At 42.1% G+C, this 19,876-nt stretch carries 16 protein-coding genes; 5 read left to right on the top strand and 11 right to left on the bottom strand.

Annotation, left to right across the window (positions count from 1 at the left end; genetic code table 11):
- Positions 1-115: 115 nt before the first annotated feature.
- From FD725_RS00745 to FD725_RS00730, 4 genes are all read right to left on the bottom strand, one after another.
- Complete coding sequence (locus FD725_RS00745; RefSeq protein ID WP_179051371.1) at positions 116-565, bottom strand: hypothetical protein; 450 nt, start codon at positions 563-565, stop codon at positions 116-118.
- Between the two features lie 152 nt (positions 566-717).
- Positions 718-1,920: an anhydro-N-acetylmuramic acid kinase gene (locus tag FD725_RS00740; RefSeq protein WP_179046365.1), complete on the bottom strand. Its 1,203-nt coding sequence runs from the start codon at positions 1,918-1,920 to the stop codon at positions 718-720.
- Positions 1,921-1,960: 40 nt separating this feature from the next.
- On the bottom strand, positions 1,961-3,454 hold the full coding sequence (locus FD725_RS00735; protein ID WP_179046364.1) for an MBOAT family protein: 1,494 nt from the start codon (positions 3,452-3,454) through the stop codon (positions 1,961-1,963).
- Between the two features lie 92 nt (positions 3,455-3,546).
- Positions 3,547-6,522 carry a DUF1574 family protein gene (locus FD725_RS00730; RefSeq protein ID WP_179046363.1) on the bottom strand — a complete coding sequence of 992 codons (2,976 nt, stop codon included), beginning with the start codon at positions 6,520-6,522 and terminating at the stop codon, positions 3,547-3,549.
- 216 nt (positions 6,523-6,738) lie between these two features.
- On the opposite strand from FD725_RS00730, the gene FD725_RS00725 reads away from it, so the two are divergent.
- Positions 6,739-6,978: a hypothetical protein gene (locus FD725_RS00725; RefSeq protein WP_179046362.1), complete on the top strand. Its 240-nt coding sequence runs from the start codon at positions 6,739-6,741 to the stop codon at positions 6,976-6,978.
- 314 nt (positions 6,979-7,292) lie between these two features.
- The gene (ppc, locus tag FD725_RS00720; RefSeq protein WP_179046361.1) at positions 7,293-10,373 is read left to right on the top strand and encodes a phosphoenolpyruvate carboxylase; all 3,081 of its coding nucleotides are present in this window, start codon (positions 7,293-7,295) and stop codon (positions 10,371-10,373) included.
- Between the two features lie 260 nt (positions 10,374-10,633).
- Here the strand turns inward: ppc and FD725_RS00715 are convergent, their stop codons facing one another.
- The 3 genes from FD725_RS00715 to egtC all read right to left on the bottom strand — a co-directional run bounded on the left by FD725_RS00715 (position 10,634) and on the right by egtC (position 13,464).
- A complete protein-coding gene (locus tag FD725_RS00715; RefSeq protein ID WP_179046360.1) occupies positions 10,634-11,287 on the bottom strand; it encodes a hypothetical protein in 654 nt (217 codons plus the stop codon).
- 157 nt (positions 11,288-11,444) lie between these two features.
- The gene (gene egtB / locus FD725_RS00710) at positions 11,445-12,701 is read right to left on the bottom strand and encodes an ergothioneine biosynthesis protein EgtB (protein WP_179046359.1); all 1,257 of its coding nucleotides are present in this window, start codon (positions 12,699-12,701) and stop codon (positions 11,445-11,447) included.
- Positions 12,676-13,464, bottom strand: a complete 789-nt coding sequence (gene egtC / locus FD725_RS00705) for an ergothioneine biosynthesis protein EgtC (RefSeq protein WP_179046358.1) — start codon at positions 13,462-13,464, stop codon at positions 12,676-12,678. The genes egtB and egtC overlap by 26 nt, the downstream gene beginning before the upstream one ends.
- 329 nt (positions 13,465-13,793) lie before the next feature.
- Between egtC and FD725_RS00700 the strand changes: the two genes are divergently transcribed.
- Positions 13,794-14,588: a DNA polymerase beta superfamily protein gene (locus FD725_RS00700; RefSeq protein WP_256871820.1), complete on the top strand. Its 795-nt coding sequence runs from the start codon at positions 13,794-13,796 to the stop codon at positions 14,586-14,588.
- A 200-nt stretch (positions 14,589-14,788) separates the two neighbouring features.
- Here FD725_RS00700 and FD725_RS00695 read toward each other — a convergent pair whose 3' ends face one another.
- The 4 genes from FD725_RS00695 to FD725_RS00680 all read right to left on the bottom strand — a co-directional run bounded on the left by FD725_RS00695 (position 14,789) and on the right by FD725_RS00680 (position 19,074).
- On the bottom strand, positions 14,789-16,810 hold the full coding sequence (locus tag FD725_RS00695) for a response regulator (RefSeq protein ID WP_179046356.1): 2,022 nt from the start codon (positions 16,808-16,810) through the stop codon (positions 14,789-14,791).
- A 4-nt stretch (positions 16,811-16,814) separates the two neighbouring features.
- A complete protein-coding gene (locus tag FD725_RS00690; protein ID WP_179046355.1) occupies positions 16,815-17,387 on the bottom strand; it encodes a chemotaxis protein CheB in 573 nt (190 codons plus the stop codon).
- Positions 17,387-18,217, bottom strand: coding sequence for a protein-glutamate O-methyltransferase CheR (locus FD725_RS00685; RefSeq protein ID WP_179046354.1), 831 nt, complete (start codon positions 18,215-18,217; stop codon positions 17,387-17,389). Before FD725_RS00685 ends, FD725_RS00690 begins: the two co-directional genes overlap by 1 nt.
- 419 nt (positions 18,218-18,636) lie before the next feature.
- Positions 18,637-19,074, bottom strand: a complete 438-nt coding sequence (locus FD725_RS00680; protein WP_179046353.1) for a hypothetical protein — start codon at positions 19,072-19,074, stop codon at positions 18,637-18,639.
- A 198-nt stretch (positions 19,075-19,272) separates the two neighbouring features.
- Here FD725_RS00680 and FD725_RS32230 point away from each other — a divergent pair, with 198 nt between their 5' ends.
- On the top strand, positions 19,273-19,395 hold the full coding sequence (locus FD725_RS32230; RefSeq protein ID WP_256871819.1) for a hypothetical protein: 123 nt from the start codon (positions 19,273-19,275) through the stop codon (positions 19,393-19,395).
- 101 nt (positions 19,396-19,496) lie between these two features.
- Positions 19,497-19,823: a hypothetical protein gene (locus FD725_RS00675; RefSeq protein WP_179046352.1), complete on the top strand. Its 327-nt coding sequence runs from the start codon at positions 19,497-19,499 to the stop codon at positions 19,821-19,823.
- The last annotated feature ends 53 nt before the right edge of the window (positions 19,824-19,876 follow it).

Here is a 19,876-nt window from a genome sequence, read left to right as displayed (position 1 = left end):
TGTCCCCTTGTCCCCTTATCCCCTTGTCCCTCACTCCCTCACTCCCTTACTCCCTCACTCCCTCACTCAGCACGCGGCTCATCGCCCCGCTTCCGCTAACAGCACTCAGCACTCTTTACATTTCCGCAGACTGACGTTCTAGATTAGCTTCAATTGTGCTGGTTAAAAAATGACCTGTTATCACACCACTACTGAGGTGGTATGTATTTTTAGATATATAGTGTATGGTTTCAAAACCACTACGACGTTGCCGATCGCTTATTGCCCAATAACGCTGAACAATTGTATCTACGCCAATCCAGCCCTCGCCTTCGACCTGTCCTAATAGACTATGTTGTAGTAAAAAAGTATACTGACGTTCTCCATGATGCAAACGCCCCTTATATTGTAGAGAGATTTCGGGGCGATCGCTACCTGGAAATATCAGCTTTGCTGCCATAGTAAACCAGTCATCTCGGTTCCAAGCAACCAAGATCATACCCTTGACACTAATAGGCAAGCCATTACGTTCTAACCAATTACCCTGTATTGTCCAGCGTCCTGGTTCTAGCAAAAAAGTGTGCATAGTCAATAGTCATTAGTCATTAGTCAATGGTCATTAGTCATTAGTCATTAGTTATTAGTCATTATTTTGAATTTTGAATTGATTTTTATCCCTCACTCCCTCACTCAGCACGCGGCTCATCGCCCCGCTTCCGCTAACAGCACTCATAACTCTCAGTTCACTTCTCCTAACAATACTTCGCGGGGCGCGCCTGTGACGGCGGGGAGGTTGCCGGGAATACCTAATTGTCGCCAGTAGGCGAGGACGGCGAAGGCGATCGCTTCTTTAAAGTCTGCGCTTAAGCCTGCGTCATCGGTAGTTAGGACTGGTATGGTTCCTAATAATGATTGTAATCTTTGTTTTAAGTATAAATTTTTACTACCTCCGCCACATAAGAATACACGTTCTGGCATTTTTGGTAAAAAGGTTTGGTAGCTGTGAACAATGGATTTGGCAGTGAGTTCTGTGAGTGTGGCTAGGATATCGGCGGAAGTGAGTTGATATGGTTCTGCATCTTGTAAACATTGATGTAGGTAATCTACACCAAATAATTCTCGACCTGTAGATTTAGGTGGTGGTAGATGAAAGTATTCTTGTCTTAGCCATGTTTCTACTAGGGGATGGCAAGGGGTTCCGGTAGCTGCCCAGTTCCCGCTTTCATCGTAGGTTTGCTCACCATTAGTCAGATGTGTGACTGCCAAATCTAACAAGCTATTACCAGGGCCAGTATCCCAACCGCACATTTGCGTTAGCCAGTGATCATGGTGGGGGGGAATATAAGCGACATTACCAATACCGCCGATATTTTGAATACAACGTGCCTCCTGAGGATGACTGAGCAAAAAAGCATCGACTCTGGGAACCAGGGGTGCGCCGTGTCCACCAAGGGCAATATCCGCGACACGGAAATTACTGACGGTAGTCATTCCTGTCAGATGAGCAATCAAAGCACCACGCCCTAGTTGGAGAGTGTAGCCAAGAGATTTGGTATTAGGAAAAATCTTACCGAGTCCCCAGTTCCCAATCCCCAGTCCCTGCTCACTAGGAGGTCTATGATACACAGTTTGACCGTGGGAACCGATTAAAGTTGCTGGCTGGTGTCCTATTTGAATGTTTTGGGCAGCTTGGGCAAAAGCTAGGGCGATCGCATCATCTATTTGCGCTAGTTCTGGTACTGAAATTGCTTCTCCGGCGCACACTGATAAGATGCGTTCTCGCAAATCTTTGGGGTAGGGGTAAGTTTCTCCTGCCAGCAATTCGACTTTTAGATCCAAATCTGTACCAGTAATTTCTACTAAGGCAGCATCTATACCATCTACAGATGTGCCACTGATTAAACCGATAACGCGGGTAGGAGAGGTAGATGCTTGAGTCATAAGGGAATAGCGGGATGGAAATTTAAAGTGAGGAAATCAGTTAAAAATCAAAGTAAATATAAGGAAGACTGCCTTCGGGGGCAAATAACCAGACAGCGTAGAGGCATAAAGGTACAAAAACCAGCTTAATAGGCCAGTTTAACTCTAATTTCAGCTTTCCTTTGAATGTGTAGGTGATGCCCATGCAAACAGCTATAGTGAGTAAAATGCTGGTAATTTGTGATGGGCTGGTGTTTAGGGCTTCTATATAGACTTTTTGGGCAAATTGTGCATCGGCAGCATGACCCCAGAGACGCTGGATAACTAGAGCAGATTCTTGGATATTGGGTAGACGGAACCAAATCCACGATGTAAACACCATCAGTTGAGTGATTAACCAAGCGACAACTACCCCTAAAGGATTTTGCCAGAACAACTCTAATTTTTCATAGCGATCGCTCATCACATCTGTAAGGCGATGAACGACTAAAGCTAAACCGTGATAAACACCCCAAACCACAAAACCCCAGGCGGAACCATGCCAAATTCCGGCGATTAACATCACAATGAATAAATTTAAACAGGTGCGAATCAAGCCACGACGAGAACCACCCAAAGGAAAGTAAACATAATTCCGCAACCAATCTCCCAAGGTTATGTGCCAACGTCGCCAAAATTCGGCAATACTGGTAGTGAAATAGGGAAAATCAAAATTTTCTGGTAGCACTAAGCCAAATAGCAAGGCTGTACCACGAGCAATATCTACATAACCATTAAAATCTAAATACAGCTGCAAACCATAGGCAAATGTCGCTAGCCACAAGTCATGACTTCCAGCTCGTTGCAGATTGCCAAAACATAAATCGACAAAAATACCTAAGTGATCTGCCAAAATACCTTTTTTAACAGCACCTCTAGCAATTAACCATAATGCCTCAGCTATTCTATCAGTGGTGGGAAATTCTAATGTATTAAACTGATTAGCGAAGTTGTGGTAGCGCGTAATTGGGCCAGAAATTAATTTGGCGAAGAATAGTTTATAAGTGACAAATTTCAGAAAATTATCTGTAGCAGGCGCACCGCGATAAACATCTACTAAATAAGCAATACACTCAAATGTAAAAAATGAAATCCCTAATGGGGCAGCGATTTTCCAAATAGTTTCCGAGTTGTTTGGGGAATTAAATAAGAATAATACGCTATTTATATACTTAAAACCTAATAATATCAAAACATTTACAACCACACCCAACCATAATAACTTGAGCTGGCGGCGACTCCAATCTGCTTGGGCAAACTGCCATTCTTCGTTAGAAATTTTCGGGTCAAGATTATGTTTTCCAGGTGAAGTATTCTTCCCGATTTCTTTACCCAAGCGATAGTTAATAAATGTCAGCGTTAAGAGTAGTGTGATGTATTGAGCATTCAAAGACGCATAAAATACCAGGCTAGCAATTAATAAAATCCATAGCCGCACTTTCTGATCTCTAATAGACCAATAAATCCCCAACACACTTAAGAGAAAAGTTGCATACAGAATAGATATAAAGTTCATAAGTTAGTCAATGGTCAATAGTCATTAGTCATTAGTCATTCTTCCCAATCACCAATCACCAATCCCCAATCCCCAATCCCCAATCCCCAATCCTACTTCGTCGGCCAGGAAATCATCGGGTCGTTGGCTAGTTTTTTTGAGACTTCGTAAGCGCCGAAACGGTTGAGGTGACTGGGGTCGGAGAAATAGTCGTTGGCTTTGGGCCAGAGTTGGCTTAAGTCGCGGTAGATGAAATTGGGATTTGTGGCTAGGCGTAGCATATATTGTTGAAATTCTTGCTCATATTTTTTGCGTACTGGGTCTAAATATTCGGCGGTGAGGGGCATATTGACAAAGACTAAAGAAATGTTTTGTGATTGGGTAAATTGTAAAACGTCTTGGAAGGCAGCGTCTTGTTGACCTCCTACTTGAAAATATTTATAGTCGTTGTCGTAATTGCCTGTAACTCTGGAGTGTTTTTGATAGTATCTTGCAGGATTAAACCGGATTGATAAGGGTAGGAATCCATCAAAATCTACTGCTTGCAAATTACTACTGTCATCGGCACTATCTATGGATGATAGTGTTGATGATGTGGCAATTTTGTTTTCATTCAATATTGGTAAAGATTCTAGTTGTTTTTGCAATAATGTTTTAACTTGTTCACGGTTTTGATAGGTAGTGGAAAGTGTCGCTAGGGCGTTATTTAGAGATTGATTCAGCATTTGATAGCTGTTCATCTCTGGTTTGGGTGCTGTTTTGGTTTCTGGTGGTGAACTGGTAGGGGTTTTTGGTTGTTCAGTGGTATTGGCTATTGTTTGGTCTTTTTGTAAGATGTTTTGATAGCCGGCAGAAGAAGCGATCGCTTTAAATGTTAAGTCTTCTCGTCCACTGTTAAACGCACGGGAACCATCTGCCCAGATAATGATTTTGGGTAGTTCTGATGGTTGTAACACTTGGCGAACAACAAAGTCTACAACTTGGGCTGTTGCACCGTTAATACCAAAGTTAAAGACATCAACGTTGGGGTAGCCTTGGAGTGCTAAAGCTTTGGATAAGGCGACTGGGTCAACTCCTCTTAAGGCGCGGGAGGAACCGATAATCAATACATCCGCAGGTTTCCCGTTTCTGGCAAGGCGTTGTCTATATAAAGCTAGTTGCTCATCTAATTGCCTAACATTAAAACTGGGCATTTGCGATCGCGCGGCTAATAAAATGGCGGCGGCGTTGGCTTTTTCTTTTAATGGTGCGGCTATTAAACTTCTGGGTTCGTTATCTTCTGCTTGGGTGAAGCCGGAGGCGTTAAAGGCTGCACTTTTCTGGGAATTGCTGGTGAAGAATGCTGTTCTTTCTGGCTTATCTTGATATTCAGGAGATAGGGCGATCGTTTTTACTTGTGATGCAGTTCGCATTGTGCGGGTGACGATTTGCCCTAAAACCCAATCGGTTTGTAACGTCACTAATAAACCGAGAGTACCCCAAACTAAAGCAATTTTGATTCCTTGATGATCAGGAATTTGGTTGACAGATTGACCACTTTCTGCAAATAACTGGGTGTTAAGTAGCCATTTCTGGACTTTGGCTGTTGTCGTTGTTATCCAATCTCGTGCTACATCTGCAACAAAATTATGGACATCCTCTGTAGTTAAATCGGGACGTAAAATCGGTTCGTCGTCTTCTTTGGTAACTAAATCATTGACATATTCAGAAGTAGCCGCAAATTCTGGGGTAGCTTCTGGAACTAAGCGTAGGCGTTGAGCTAAGTCTACACCATAATGCCAGAAGGGGTCTTTATTCCCAGCCCGGCGACCATAAATTCTGATGCCAGCAATACCCGCTAGGTTGAGTTGACGCAAAAATTGGGCAACTTTCGTAGCGACTTGTTTGCGGCTGGGACATACGGGTGCATCACACATGATGTGGAGTAAATCACCTTTGCGTAACAAAAGTACCCGCAACCCACCTGTTTTTAACCGCTTATCTAAGTCGGGGTTGAGTAGACGTTCTAGTAAGAAAGTAATGGCTGGTTCATCACCAGTATTTGCTAAATCTAAGATAGGTGTGGCTAAGGCAGGATGGACGCTAGCGGGTAAAGTTAACCAATCAACCCACTCTGGCTGCTTGTCATTGGTTTTTTGTCCGTAAATAGTAGCCGCTAGTATACCTTGGGGAGCGATCGCTTCGAGTTGGGAGGAAATTGCGTCAACACACTGGGCTTTCTCTGGTGCGGGGGAATTTTCTAGAGGATCAGACGCTGGTTGACAAAAAACGTGTAAGGTGCTGTCTTGGAGAGAAACTTGCACAGCAATCAAAGATGCTGACAATGTAGCTGTGAGTAAACGAGCGATCGCTTGCACATCTCCCCACCGCGCCCATTCTTTGAGCATTACCTCGGTGGGGGTCAAGTCTATCCGCAACAACCAGTCAGGGCTTGTCTCACCACTCACTTGAGCCGCAATCACTGCATCCCGATAACCTGTTATTTTGAGTTGGCGCAATCGCTGGGCTACTGGTTCAGCTAATAAGGAAGGATCAGGACTATAGGCAGATTGACAAAATATCCACAAGCGATTTTGTACTGTCGGATCACTCTCACTGGCTTGGTGTTGCTTAACCTTGACCTCTACCGCCACACCCATAGCGCTGAGAGTTTCGCTCAGATAACGGGCAATGGCGTGAGGATCTCCCCGCCTAGCCAAACTCTCATTAGAGATGATCATCGCCCCACCAGGGGATTTTTCTGCATCTGCTAGTAAGGCTTGTTCTACCTGTTCCAGATGACGATCCAACTGATTCAGATGGACTTTGTGACACCACTGGGGACGATATTCTCCCTTCTTTCGCCCGTAAACCAATACTTGATATATTGAGGGTTGTTCGTTGCTGGTGAGGACATCTAAATCTGTTTGCTGGAGGGCATGAAGCAAATCAGAGAGAGTGCGCCAACGTTGGGGACATTCTTGCCCTTCACAAAGAATATGCAGGTCATTTCCCCTTAATCGGACTTTTACCCCAAAAGAATTTATTCCTGTTGCTTGGCTGACCCATTGCAACAAGGATTGTTGGCTATCTCGAATTAATGTTTTCATGGGCAGTTAACTTTACAGGAAGCGAATGTTTGGGGGTAGTGCCTAGGCTTGTAAACTAGAACCATAGGTCTATCACATTTTGCAGTTTTTTGTTAACAATTTCGTTACCTTTTGGGCTTGCTAAATGGGACAAGATAGTCGTATACAGTTGCAAGGCATACAGATTTTGAGTTTTGCGTTTTATTCTACTCGTTAGCCAATCACTAAGGACAAGCAATGCCTCCTATTACTCAACAGTCAAACTCTAGTCCGGGTCTGAATCTAGGTTTGTTTAGCATTCCCCAATCTCTCCTCTTAGAAATAGGTACAGCGTCTATACTACTGCTGCTCACCACCGGAAAAACTACACTAAAAGCCCTGGAATCCTTGGGGCAAGCCAGTGAGGAGGTATTTCGAGGCGATCGCTTGCCTATTTTACCCTTCCCCGAAAATCACGAATCAGGTAGTCAAAGTTAAAAAAAATACTTACAAAAAAATCATCAGGTAAATACCAAGAACATGATTTACCAAAAATAATAGGACTTACGCAGTGTCACCAAATTTTCTGGCTTTTTTGTCAATAGTCAACAGTCCACAAAAACTTGATTTTGAACGCCAGTCCGCACAACGGGGGAAACCCCCGCAAGCGTCTGGCTCCCATTGACCATTGACCATTGACCATTGACCATTGACCATTGACTATTGACCACCCTCAAAAGGATTTCTTGGTTGAGTGAGTAAGTCCTAAATAAGACTTTTAAACAGCAATTGGCTTTACAAGAGAAGCAAATATGAGTTCTATTTTATACTCTCTATCTGAATCTGCTAATTTCTACCCGGCATCGGAATTATTTTTGCGTCATCGCCTCCAAATAGTAGAAGAATTGTGGGAGTCGGTGCTAAGGCAAGAATGCGGTCAAAATATGGTGGATTTGTTACGGCAGTTGCGTGATTTGTGTTCACCAGAAGGACAAACTACCAAAGATCAAGCTACTTCTGCCGTTAAATTAATTGAACAATTGAATATTAACGAAGCAATCCGAGCAGCACGGGCTTTTGCGCTATATTTTCAGCTGATCAACATCATAGAGCAAGAATACGAACAAAAACAGCAACTAACTCGCTATTCGGAACTAGAAGCAGAATTAGCTAATCCTAACAAGCCCGAAAATATTACCTCTTCTTCCAACCACAACGAAGATGATGTCATTTTCAATAGAGGAGTCGGCACAGATTTACTAGCAAGAAACTGGACTAATAGAAGCCAAGATAAACAAAAAGGGACATTTGCGGCTTTATTTCCCCTGTTATTTAAGTTGAATGTCCCACCCCAGCAAATTCAACGCCTGATTTCTCAGTTAGATGTCCGCCTAGTATTTACAGCCCACCCCACAGAAATTGTCCGCCACACCATCCGCGATAAACAAAGACAAGTAGTAGACTTGCTGCAACAACTAGATGAGGTGGAAAATCATGCCAATAATGGGGGCGGCTATCCTTGGGAAGCGACAGAAATTCGGGAAAAATTACTGGAAGAAATTCGCCTGTGGTGGCGGACAGATGAACTGCACCAATTTAAGCCCACAGTCTTAGATGAAGTAGACTACGCTTTACACTACTTCCAAGAAGTTTTATTTGATGGTATTCCCCAACTGTATAAGCGCTTCAAATATGCCCTGAATCAAACCTTTTCTTGGCTAGAACCACCCAGCAAAAACTTTTGTTCCTTCGGTTCTTGGGTAGGTTCAGACAGGGATGGAAATCCATCAGTGACACCGGAGATTACTTGGCAGACAGCTTGCTATCAGCGCAAAATGGTGTTAGGAAGATACATCGAATCAGTGAAAAAGCTGATTGAACTGCTGAGTATTTCGATGCACTGGAGTGATGTCTTACCAGATTTGCTGGAATCTCTGGAGTTAGATCAATCCCAGTTAAGTGAAGTATACGACGCACTAGCACTGAGATATCGTCAAGAACCATACCGTCTCAAACTAGCTTACGTACTCAGACGACTGGAAAATACTCGCGATCGCAATTTATCTTTGTACAAGGGTGAAACTCCCACCAACGAAGATAGCCCCATGTATCGTTCCGGGGCAGACTTTTTAGTGGAACTGCGGTTAATTCAACGCAACTTGACGGAAACTGGGTTAAGTTGCCGGGAATTGGATAATTTAATCTGTCAGGTGGAAATTTTTGACTTTAACTTGACACAACTAGATATCCGTCAAGAATCATCCCGACATTCAGATGCCTTAAACGAGATTCTCGAATACCTACAATTATTGCCCCAACCTTACAACGATTTATCAGAAGCACAGCGAGTTGCTTGGTTGACAGGCGAACTACAAACCCGTCGTCCCTTAATTTCGGCAGAGTTGCCATTCTCCGACAAAACTAATGATGTCATTAAAACCTTCCGCGTAGTGCGATCGCTCCAACAAGAATTTGGGGTCGATATCTGTAAAACCTACATCATTAGTATGTGTCGTCAAGTCAGCGACGTACTTGAGGTGTTGCTTCTAGCCAAAGAAGCCAGACTTTTTGATCCAGCGATCGCCGTCGGCACAATTCAAGTAGTACCATTATTTGAAACCGTCGAAGACTTACAACGCTCCCGCAGCGTTATGCGCGAATTATTTGAACTCCCCCTATACCGCGCCCTATTAGCAGGCGGTTATGCAGCCATTAACGGTAGCCCAGAAAACCTCCCCCCCTCTCCCCATCTCCCCCTCCCCCCCTCCTCTTCCTCACTCACTCCCAACCTCCAAGAAGTCATGCTGGGCTACTCCGACAGCAACAAAGACTCTGGCTTCTTAAGTAGCAACTGGGAAATTCATAAAGCCCAAAAATCTCTCCAGAAAATTGCGGAAACCTACGGTGTAAATTTGCGCATTTTCCACGGACGCGGCGGTTCTGTGGGTAGGGGTGGTGGCCCCGCCCACGAGGCGATTTTGGCCCAACCAGGACACAGCATCAACGGGCGGATTAAAATTACCGAACAAGGAGAAGTGTTAGCTTCCAAATACTCCTTGCTAGATTTAGCCCTGTATAATTTGGAAACCATCACCACCGCCGTCATTCAAGCTAGCCTCCTGCGGACAGGGTTTGATGATATCGAACCTTGGAACGAAATTATGGAAGAACTAGCCGCGCGATCGCGTCAACATTATCGTGGTTTAATTTACGAACAACCAGATTTTATCGACTTTTTCCACGAAGTCACCCCCATCGAAGAAATTAGCCAACTGCAAATTAGTTCTCGTCCCGCCCGTCGTCCTTCTGGGAAGAAAGACTTAAGCAGTCTCCGGGCTATTCCCTGGGTATTTAGCTGGACACAAACCCGATTCTTGCTGCCTTCATGGTACGGTGTGGGTACAGCTTTGCAAGAATTTTTCAATGAAGAACCAGAAGAACACTTAAAATTAATGCGCTACTTTTATGTCAAGTGGCCATTCTTTAAGATGGTAATTTCCAAAGTAGAAATGACTCTGGCAAAAGTAGATATGCAAATGGCACGTCACTACGTCCAAGAACTATCTAACCCCGAAGACAAACCCCGCTTTGAAAAAGTCTTTGAGCAAATCGCCAGTGAATTCTACCTTACCAGAGATTTAGTCCTAAAAATTACTGATCACACTCGGCTCTTGGACGGTGATCCTGTACTACAACGTTCCGTACAATTACGCAACGGCACAATTGTCCCGCTAGGATTTATCCAAGTTTCCCTACTCAAGCGCTTACGCCAGTCCAAAAATAATACAGCCACCTCTGGCGTGATTCACTCCCGTTATAGCAAAGGTGAATTACTCCGTGGCGCACTGTTAACCATTAATGGTATTGCCGCAGGGATGAGAAATACTGGTTGATTTGTCAGTTGTTAGTAGAGACGTTGCAGTGCAACATCTCTACATTCATTTTCCCAGATGAATACTGAGATATTTGCAAAACTAACGTGAGTTCGACGGAGCTAAAAAATAGCAGGAGATAGAGCAGGCAAGTCTTTTGGTTGAATATCATTTTAAGGTAAATAAGTATAAGCAGCCAAGCCTGCTATCAAATTAACCTTTGGCAAATCCTTACATAGCAGGCTTTTTGCCTTTTTCACTCCGTTGAACTCACGTTAAAATTAGTTAAGTTCACCACAATTTTCTACCAAGACTAATCTACCTTCTTTGTGTGCTTGCCTGAGTGCGATCGCTTCTGCTACGATTTTTTGCACACTCAATCCTTCCTCATCCATCATTCTTTGCAGCGTTATCCCAGTTTCCTCTGTCGCCTCATGAATTGGAGGAATTTGGCAATATCTGCCACCATGCTTGAGTCGTCGCCAAATACTTGGCTTTTTCTGTTCTGTCGCTTTTGGGGTACGTTGTTTTTGGATGAGAGAGCGTACAGTCTCTTGGTTAATTACACTGATATCCAAGAGCCTATCTATAACTTTTTGATACTGATTACTTCTTTCAGCTAGTTGATATATGGTTCTTGGTTCAACTTGAGCAAAATCTTCTGGTGCAAACTTCCCAAAGGTTGACGCAATCTTTAAATATTTCTTTTCTTCACCTTGCCAACCTTGTGCAAAAAGTAGTTTTTTATACTCTTTTGTTGAGAGAGTTTGTTTCTGTTCGGCTAACCAAAAAGCATGATGCAAAATTGTCTTGGAAACATCAGCCAGCGTTTGAAAAGAAAAATCTGCCGACGCATCTGATTGTTCTCTCAAATATGGTTCAAATTTGTGTGAGTTAACTTGGGGGGCAGTCACACCCTTAATTGGTGTCATCATAGTCATCATCTCACAGTAAGGTTGTTGGGCTGATGCTTGTTGGGATGTTTCTCAACAAGGTTTGATAGCCAAGACTAAATATTTTCTTGGTACAATTGTACTATAAAATTCTCCAAAATATCCAACATGACAAAACTTTACTAGTGGCGTGTCTAGACTATCCTTTAGCACAGCGAAACCCAGCAAAAATTTGCCGTACTTGGGGATAATACCAATTACGAAAGCTAGAACGTAGTACCCAAGGACGTGTTGCCCAACTACCGCCTTTGAGGACTCGATGTTGTTGGTCGAAATAAACTTGCGAGTAACCTTTATATGGATAGCTGTGAAAACCTTTGTAGCCAGCAAACCAAGAGGCTGTCCATTCCCAGACGTTACCTAGAGTATCGTATAAACCATAAGCACTTTGTCCAGATGGGTAAGCATCAACTGGGGTAGTTTTGTTAAATAGCCTGGCGATCGCATCATAATTACAATATTGATGTGATGGTATATCTTCACCCCAAGGATATGTACGCCGACAATTAGCTGCTACATCCCAACTGGCAGCTTTTTCCCATTCCGCTTCTGTTGGTAGACGTTTACCGACAAACCGCGAGTACGCTTCTGCTTCGTACCAACTGACACCACAAACAGGGTGATTATCTCTAAGATTTTGCCAGTAAAGTGGCTGGGTTACTTGTTCAGTTTGTCGCCATTGCCATCCCTGTAATGACCACCACTCAGGGTTTTGATAACCCCCAGCTTCTATAAATATGCGATATTGTCCACAGGTGACAGGGTAGCGGTCAATCCAGTAAGTATCCAAGTAGACTCTGTGTAGAAGACGTTCATTGTCTAACGCATCTATTGAGTTGTTCCCCAACTCAAACTCACCTGCGGGAATTTTGATCATTTCTCCCACACTTACAGGAGATATCAAACTATCCACATCTAACTGTTGACTATTGACTCTTGACTCTTGACTCTTGACCAATTCCAATATCATGCAGATAATTTCAAAATGTTGGCTTTCGTGTTGAATCAAAAAACGCCAAAGTCTCTCTTGTGGTTCTATATCTCCTACTTCTAAGTATTTGAGGACTTTTTCTCTAACTGTATTTAGGTAATAGAGAGTTTCTACTAAATTTGGTAAATGAATACGCTGTGATTTAGGTAAACCATCGGCTGCAAATAACTGACGATATTGAGGAAATAAACAAGACAAACCAGCAAGATGTTCTAAGACCCACAGCGATTCTATGTAAGCAATATGTCCCAAATGCCAACCTACAGGACTAAAATCAGGATGAGGTTGACTACAAAATGTACTCGCATCCATACCTGCAAATAAAGCTAGGGTTTTGGTGCGACATTCCTCAAAAGCGAAATAGATAAACTCTCTCAAACTAGATTCTGTCAACTTGGATATCACCGTTTTCTCCTACACTGATGATGCTATTTTCTGGGCAAGCTTGCCAATTACCTAAAAATAATGGTTCAGAGGCAATGATGACAGAATTAGGAAAATTTAAATCATCTTTTAGCCAGTACAATGATGGTGGTGATGAAGATGTAGCAAATCGGGAGGCAATGAGGCGATCGCCATCACTAAATATGATGTTTGCAGAAGCGTCAACTTGATGCCGTTTTGCCATCTCCGACAACATTAATAGAGTGGTGCGTAAAACTGATTCTAATGGTCGATGTTTATTACTGTAAATTTGTGATAGCAGCAACGCAAAAATATGTTCAGAGTCAGTGCTACCACTGATTTGTTCATACAAATCTGGCATTAAGACGCTGCGGATTTTTCTATGTAAGGTTTTGCGAAAATTTTCAATTCGTCCATTGTGAATAAACAACGACTTTTGGTAGTGAAACGGCTGACAATTAGCAAAATCTAAGGCTTGTCCTGGTGTGGCACTACGAACATAAGCAAGGATACACTGAGATTCAATATAACGGCTCAGACTTGGTAAATTAACATCATTCCAAATTGGTAAGGTATTTTTGTAAGTAAAAGGCTCAGTCTTTTGGTGATTGTGATACCAACCAACACCAAAACCATCAGCATTGACTACCCCAGAAGTCATCTCACGGGGTTGGTAACTTTGAACAATTAATGAATGTTCCGGTTTATACAAAAGTTTTTCTAAAGAAACAGGTGAACCAAGGTAGGCAAGTAAACGGCACATAGTTGAAGAATTTGCTCCTAGTCGCTGTGTAGCATAAACAGTGTTACTGATAATTTGCTGAATTTTACATAAATTTTTGCTATCTTCAAAATACTTGAAGAAGAATTCAGAACTCAGAATTCAGGAGTCAGAATCAATGAGTCGGGGATTCAGACCGCGACTCATTGAAGACCACCAAATCTACGATTTGGAGAGGGTTTTAGACTCATTTATACTCCTTCTCTGCGAGAGGCTACGCCAACGGAGAAGCAAGCTACATCCGCCAGTCGCACAGAATTTATGCTGAATTCTGGCTCCTGACTCCTGAATTCTGTTCGATAATGTTCTACGTGTCTCAACGTAACATAAATTTATATTTTCATAACATGGAAATTCCCGGTTCTCTGAACAAAATTATTGGTCAACAAAAATACCCACTTTTATTTGCAAGTATTAGTGGTTCACACTTATATGGCTTTCCATCATCCGATTCAGACTATGATTTGCGGGGAGTGCATATTTTGCCATTAAAAGAAGTTTTGGGATTGGATACTGGGATGGAAACTTTAGAAAAATCTCAAGTATACGAATTTTTAGAAATTGATTTAGTAACTCACGATATCAAGAAATTCTTTTTAATGCTGCTGAAAAAGAATGGTTATGTATTAGAACAAGTTTATTCACCCTTAATCATAGCAGCTACGCCAGAATACGAAGAATTAAAATCAATTGCCCACGGTTGTATTACTCGTTATCATAGCCATCATTACTTTGGTTTTGCAGAAACACAATGGAAACTTTTTGAAAAGGAACATCCGCATCGACTTAAGCCATTGCTTTATATTTATCGGGTTTTATTGACAGGTATTTATTTGATGCAAACAGGAGTAGTTGAAGCAAATCTAATTAAGTTGAATGAAATTTTTAATTTACCATATCTTCCTGAATTAATATATCAAAAGCAAGTAGGATTAGAGCATTCTACTTTATCAGATATAAATATAGATTTTCATCGTCGAGAATATCAAATATTACGTAATAAGTTACAAGAATTTTATGAGGTGAGTCAACTACCCGAAGTACCGACAGCAAAGAATGCTTTACATGATTTACTCATCAGATTAAGGTTAAAACACTCTATTTAGGGCTTGCAGAAAAAGTCCTTTCGTGGAGGTAGGGAACAGGTAACAGGTAACAGGTAACAGATAACAGTTTTTTCCGATTAAGTACAATTTTTTAGAACCCAAAAATTGAAGCATATTTGTGAACCCGCCCCTACCGTTTTGTGAGAAATGTGGGTTTCCTCCCCTGCCTCCCCTGTTCACCAAAGTGATTGTATATTTTTTTAGTTGGCAGTCCCTAACTGGAGAAGATTGGCGACTACAGAGATTAATTGATGGGGATCAACTGGTTTAGATAGATAATGTTGGAATCCAGATTCGATCATTTTCAGACGATCTTCTGCTTGTGAATATGCAGTCAGAGCGATCGCTGGAATTTTTCCTCCTTGTTCTGGTGTTAAAGAACGCAATTTGCGAATCAGTGTATAACCATCTTGTTCTGACATACCGATGTCACTGACAATAATATCTGGTTGCAATTCTTCAATTACTGCCAAGGCTGCTTCCACTGAGGCTGTGGTAGAAGCAACTGCGCCATATTCTTCAAATAAGAAGGCGAGAAAATTGCGGGTGTCGGTTTCATCGTCAACGATGAGAATTTTGCAGCCGACGAAGAAAGAAGATTGAGACTCAGATTGTGCTGATGGCACTGGTGCTGTTTCTTGTGGCATGAGGGGTAGTCTGACAGTAAAGGTAGAACCTTTACCTGAACCTTGACTTTCTGCTAAAATTATGCCTTTGTGCAATTCTACCAGATGCCTGACGATCGCCAATCCTAATCCTAAGCCACTGTGCGATCGCGTTGTGGTGCTGTCTGCTTGTCGGAAGCGCTCAAAGACTTTAGGGAGAAATTCTGGCTCAATGCCGATGCCAGTATCAATAATTTGAATTTGGGCGTAGTTAAGATGATTGGTAGCGGTATCTGCTGGTTGAATAATTTCTAAGCGGACTTCTACCTTACCTTCCTTTGGTGTGAACTTAATGGCGTTCGTTAAGAGATTCCAGACAATTTGCTGTAACCGTGTGGGATCTCCACAAACTGAACCCAGAGAAGCATCAAGCGCGTTGCTGATTGTAATACTTTTGGCTTCTGCCAGGGGACGCACTGCATCAAGAGCCGCTTCTATGACAGTGATTAAATTGACAGCAGATAAATTCAGCCTGAGTTGACCACGAATAATCCGTGATACATCCAAAATATCCTCAATTAGTTGTACTTGGGAAGTCGCATTGCGTTCAATTGCTTCTAAGGCTCTAGCTGTAGATTTTTCGTCTAGTTTTTTAGCACGGAGGATTTTTGACCAACCCAACATGGAAGTGAGGGGTGTGCGGAGTTCATGGGAGAGAACAGCTAAAAACTCATCTTTCATCCGGTTCGCCGTCTCAGCTTCTTGTCTGGCAGTTTGTTCTCGAATGACTTGCGCGCGGATTTCTTCAGCTTGCTTGCGGGTCGTGATATCTGCTAGCGTACCGACATAGCCTAACAATTCACCCTGACTAGAAAGCATGGGTGAAGAGTTAACTTGCACCCAACGGATACTGCCATCAGCAGTTTGAAAGCGGAATTCTTGTGAGTAGTCGCCACCCTGGGCAATATAATCAGACCAACTAGCGATCGCACTTGCTTGATCTTCTGGATGTACTGATTCTAACCATCTTGTTTGTAAACTCTCGGCGGCACTCAAACTACAAATCGCTTGATAACGGGGATTTGTGTAAGTACAACGTCCTTGGGTATCAGTTTCAAAAATACCCAGAGGTGAACAAGTACTCAGAGAACGAAAACGCTCTTCACTTTGCCTGAGTTCAGCATTGATTGCTGCTAATTGTGCTGCTTGCTGTTGGATAGCTTGAGTTTTCCGAAAAAGTTCGACAAATACTGTAACTTTAGAAATAAGAGTATTAGCATCTATGGGTTTGAGCAGATAATCAACTGCCCCTAAAGCGTAACCCTTAAATAGCATTTGGTCACTGGTACTAAAAGCAGTGAGAAAGATGATTGGTGTTTGCCGGGATCTTCCTCGATTACGAATCAGAGTTGCAGTTTCAAAGCCATCTATCCCTGGCATTTGCACATCTAACAAAATCACTGCAAAATCCTGATGCAACAGACAGCGCAAAGCCTCCTCCCCAGAAGTTGCTCTGACTAAATTTGCGCCTAGTCGCTCCAAAATAGCCTCTAGTGCCAGTAAATTTTCCACTTTATCATCCACCAAAAGGATGTTTACATTGGTTTCTGGCTGCATGAATTCAGTTCCGTATAGAATAACAAAGATTTATTAATAGGGGAGAAATTTCTGAGAGTGACAAAATCCAGTCTACTGCAACAACCGATATAGCTGCGCCTGGCATAATTCCACAGGCAGCAGTAGTAGGATCTTGCACAACAGTGACACCTCCTCTAGCTTTGACTTTTTTTAGTCCGGCGCTACCATCTTGATTTGCCCCAGTCAATATTACACCAATGACCTGTGACCCATAGACATCTGCTGCTGATTCAAACAGTACATCAATAGAGGGTCTGGCGAAGGAAACAGGTTGCTCAGTCGAGAGGGAAAAATAACCAGGTTCAACCAGTAAATGATAATCGGCTGGCGCTAAGTAAATTTGTCCTGGTGAGATTTCGTCTTTATCTTCTACTTCTCGAATAGGCAATAAAGCATATTCTTGCAGTAATGCTCTCAGGGTATCGTCAGATTCCTTGTGCCGATGTTGCACAATTGCCACTGGTACTGGAAAATCAACAGATAAGTCTTTGAGAAGATGTTGCAATGCGGATAACCCTCCTAAAGAAGTGCCAATAACTACAATCTCAAAAGACATTAGTTGAGCCTCCGGTAGAGTTTCTCGCCTTTAGCTATTTCCTCATAGTACTGCTCATAAGGAGTGAATCTGATGGATTCTTGCTTGCCTAAACCCAAGATACCAAAGTTACACAGACTGTTATAAAAGAGCGTGTGTACTCGCTTTTGTAGTACTTGATTGAAGTATATGAGGACGTTACGGCAAAAGATGACGTTAAACTCATTAAAAGAACTATCCGTGGCTAAATTGTGTTGAGCAAAGATAATGTTTTCTCGTAGGGAAGTCCGAAAAATTGCATGATCATAAGCTGCGGTGTAATATTCGGAAAAAGACTGTTTACCTCCTGCTCTTAAATAAAGTTGGGTGTAGTCCTGCATCATTTTTAGCGGAAAAATCCCACTTTTGGCATTTTGTAATACTTTCTCATTAGTGTCGGTTGCATATATCCGACAACGGTGGTAAATATTTTCTTCCTGTAGGAGGATGGCCATTGAGTAAACTTCTTCGCCTGTTGAACAGCCAGCGTGCCAGATGCGGATAAAGGGGTAAGTTCGCAGTAAGGAAATTACCTGATTTCGGAAAGCTAAATAAAAGCTGGGATCACGAAACATGGATGTGACATTGACTGTCAAACTCAGTAAAAATCTTTCTAAACAAGTGCGATCATGTAGTAATTGTTCTTGCAATGCAGAAACATTCTCTAAACCCTCCAAGCGCATAAAACTCTGAAGACGACGTTTAAGAGAAGACAAGGCATAATTGCGGAAGTCATAACCGTAGTACTGGTATATTCCTTCTAATAGCAACTTGATTTCAATGTCTTCTAGGTTGGGTTTGGGGAGAATCATAAATACAGCGTTTCTGGGTTGAATGAAGTACACCTTAATCAAGTTTTTTTGGACTATTGACTATTGACTATTGACTATTGACAAAAAAGCCAGAAAATTTAGTGACACCGCATAAGTCCTAACTTAATGGAAATTAATTTTGTTTATTTACTTATGACCTGAACTAATTAAATAATTATTGACTCAAATATCTTGATTAATAACTTGATGACACACAAATTTTTGTTTTTTTGATGCGGGGGGTTGGGAAAAAACAGCAAAAACCCCCTGAATATCAGAGGGTAAGAGTTCTAGGAGGGCGTTTTATGTTTATTTATCAGCCAATAGTATAAGATTTATGCAGCTTAACAGAGTTTAACACTCAAGGCGATCGCCTACTGGTGTGGCCAGGCTAAAAAATCCCCATTCCCCAATCCCTTTCATTTTTTTGGCTGTTGTTGCGAAATGGAAAGGCTATAGTTATACTGATTTGGAGATAAATCACCTATAAACAACAGATATCTGCCAGGCTGCCAATAACCGGACAGTTCCGCCTTACCCCCAGAATAGCTATCTGCCATAACACAGAACCGTCCACCAGAGCCATTGATTAATAGTGTCGGTTTACCTGGGCTTTCCACCGTTAAGCGTAAGTAAGGTAGTGCCTCTTTAACTTCGAGAATTTGATTGGGGGTAGCAGCAACATTCCCACAATTGCTTTTAACTGTACCTCCAGACCTACCGCTTAAGACCAATGGATCTGAGGATAATTTACTGTTAATTTGGACGGGTGGTGTTTGTGCCAAACTAGCTTGAGTAAACGTCAAAAACATCGCTAAAGCTGCGGGAACAACTTTAAATAGATTAAGTGTGTTCATATTATTTATTTAATGCTCCCGATGATATCTAGAGCGATATTGAGGATGAATAGTCTGAGTTAAGAGACGTTGAGAGTCAGTTGATGTTCCTGAAGGCGTTGTATAAAATTTTATAAACTGGATTAATTATTTTATCCCTAAATATTAAAGATTAAATAAAGTATCTCATTATTGAGGTAACTATATTGAAAATAGACCATGAATGCAGAGGAAGGAGGTTTTCTCACTCACCAGCCCAAAGCAGTGGTTAGACTTGTAGTTATCTTTCCCTTGGAGATACTTTGCGAAGCCGCAGGTTACCGGACTGGCGTTCAAAATTAAGATATTGGGAATATTAACTATTGACAAAAATCTCTCACACTGCGTAAGTCTTAAATAAATGTCTCGTGATTGTTGAGTGTTTTAGCTGAGATAAAAAATTGATGAATCCTCAACCAGAAGATGATTTACAGCGTCGCCTCCAACAACTAGAGGCACAGATGAATGCCCAGCATTCAGAAACAGAGCAAAATCCCCAAACAAGTAGGCTTAATTTCCCTGCCCACGTCCAGAAATGGCAACTCTGGTTTAATGGCTTATCCGGAACAAATAAGCTCATAATATCGGGTGTGGCAGTATTATTGGGCATAACCATCGCCCAAATGGTGATGAAACTTGTGACCTTGGTGATTAGTCTGGCGCTGCTCGCTGGGTTAGTGTATCTTGGATACAAATTTTTCCTATCTGGCAACTGGAAAAATCAGCAATAGTCCTTATTTTAAGCACGCCGACATCGGCAAAAGAATAAATTTAAAGGGAACTC

Origin of the sequence: Nostoc sp. TCL26-01 (assembly GCF_013393945.1) — a bacterium.
GTDB lineage: Bacteria > Cyanobacteriota > Cyanobacteriia > Cyanobacteriales > Nostocaceae > Trichormus.
This window is presented reverse-complemented; position numbering and strand designations above follow the sequence as displayed.

Excerpts from the sequence above, each read along its gene's own strand:
- FD725_RS00745 (WP_179051371.1), bottom strand. The coding sequence starts at position 565 with ATGCACACTTTTTTGCTAGAACCAGGACGCTGGACAATACAGGGTAAT.
- FD725_RS00740 (WP_179046365.1), bottom strand. The coding sequence starts at position 1,920 with ATGACTCAAGCATCTACCTCTCCTACCCGCGTTATCGGTTTAATCAGT.
- FD725_RS00735 (WP_179046364.1), bottom strand. The coding sequence starts at position 3,454 with ATGAACTTTATATCTATTCTGTATGCAACTTTTCTCTTAAGTGTGTTG.
- FD725_RS00730 (WP_179046363.1), bottom strand. The coding sequence starts at position 6,522 with ATGAAAACATTAATTCGAGATAGCCAACAATCCTTGTTGCAATGGGTC.
- FD725_RS00725 (WP_179046362.1), top strand. The coding sequence starts at position 6,739 with ATGCCTCCTATTACTCAACAGTCAAACTCTAGTCCGGGTCTGAATCTA.
- ppc (WP_179046361.1), top strand. The coding sequence starts at position 7,293 with ATGAGTTCTATTTTATACTCTCTATCTGAATCTGCTAATTTCTACCCG.
- FD725_RS00715 (WP_179046360.1), bottom strand. The coding sequence starts at position 11,287 with ATGATGACACCAATTAAGGGTGTGACTGCCCCCCAAGTTAACTCACAC.
- egtC (WP_179046358.1), bottom strand. The coding sequence starts at position 13,464 with ATGTGCCGTTTACTTGCCTACCTTGGTTCACCTGTTTCTTTAGAAAAA.
- FD725_RS00695 (WP_179046356.1), bottom strand. The coding sequence starts at position 16,810 with ATGCAGCCAGAAACCAATGTAAACATCCTTTTGGTGGATGATAAAGTG.
- FD725_RS00690 (WP_179046355.1), bottom strand. The coding sequence starts at position 17,387 with ATGTCTTTTGAGATTGTAGTTATTGGCACTTCTTTAGGAGGGTTATCC.
- FD725_RS00685 (WP_179046354.1), bottom strand. The coding sequence starts at position 18,217 with ATGATTCTCCCCAAACCCAACCTAGAAGACATTGAAATCAAGTTGCTA.
- FD725_RS00680 (WP_179046353.1), bottom strand. The coding sequence starts at position 19,074 with ATGAACACACTTAATCTATTTAAAGTTGTTCCCGCAGCTTTAGCGATG.
- FD725_RS32230 (WP_256871819.1), top strand. The coding sequence starts at position 19,273 with ATGAATGCAGAGGAAGGAGGTTTTCTCACTCACCAGCCCAAAGCAGTG.
- FD725_RS00675 (WP_179046352.1), top strand. The coding sequence starts at position 19,497 with ATGAATCCTCAACCAGAAGATGATTTACAGCGTCGCCTCCAACAACTA.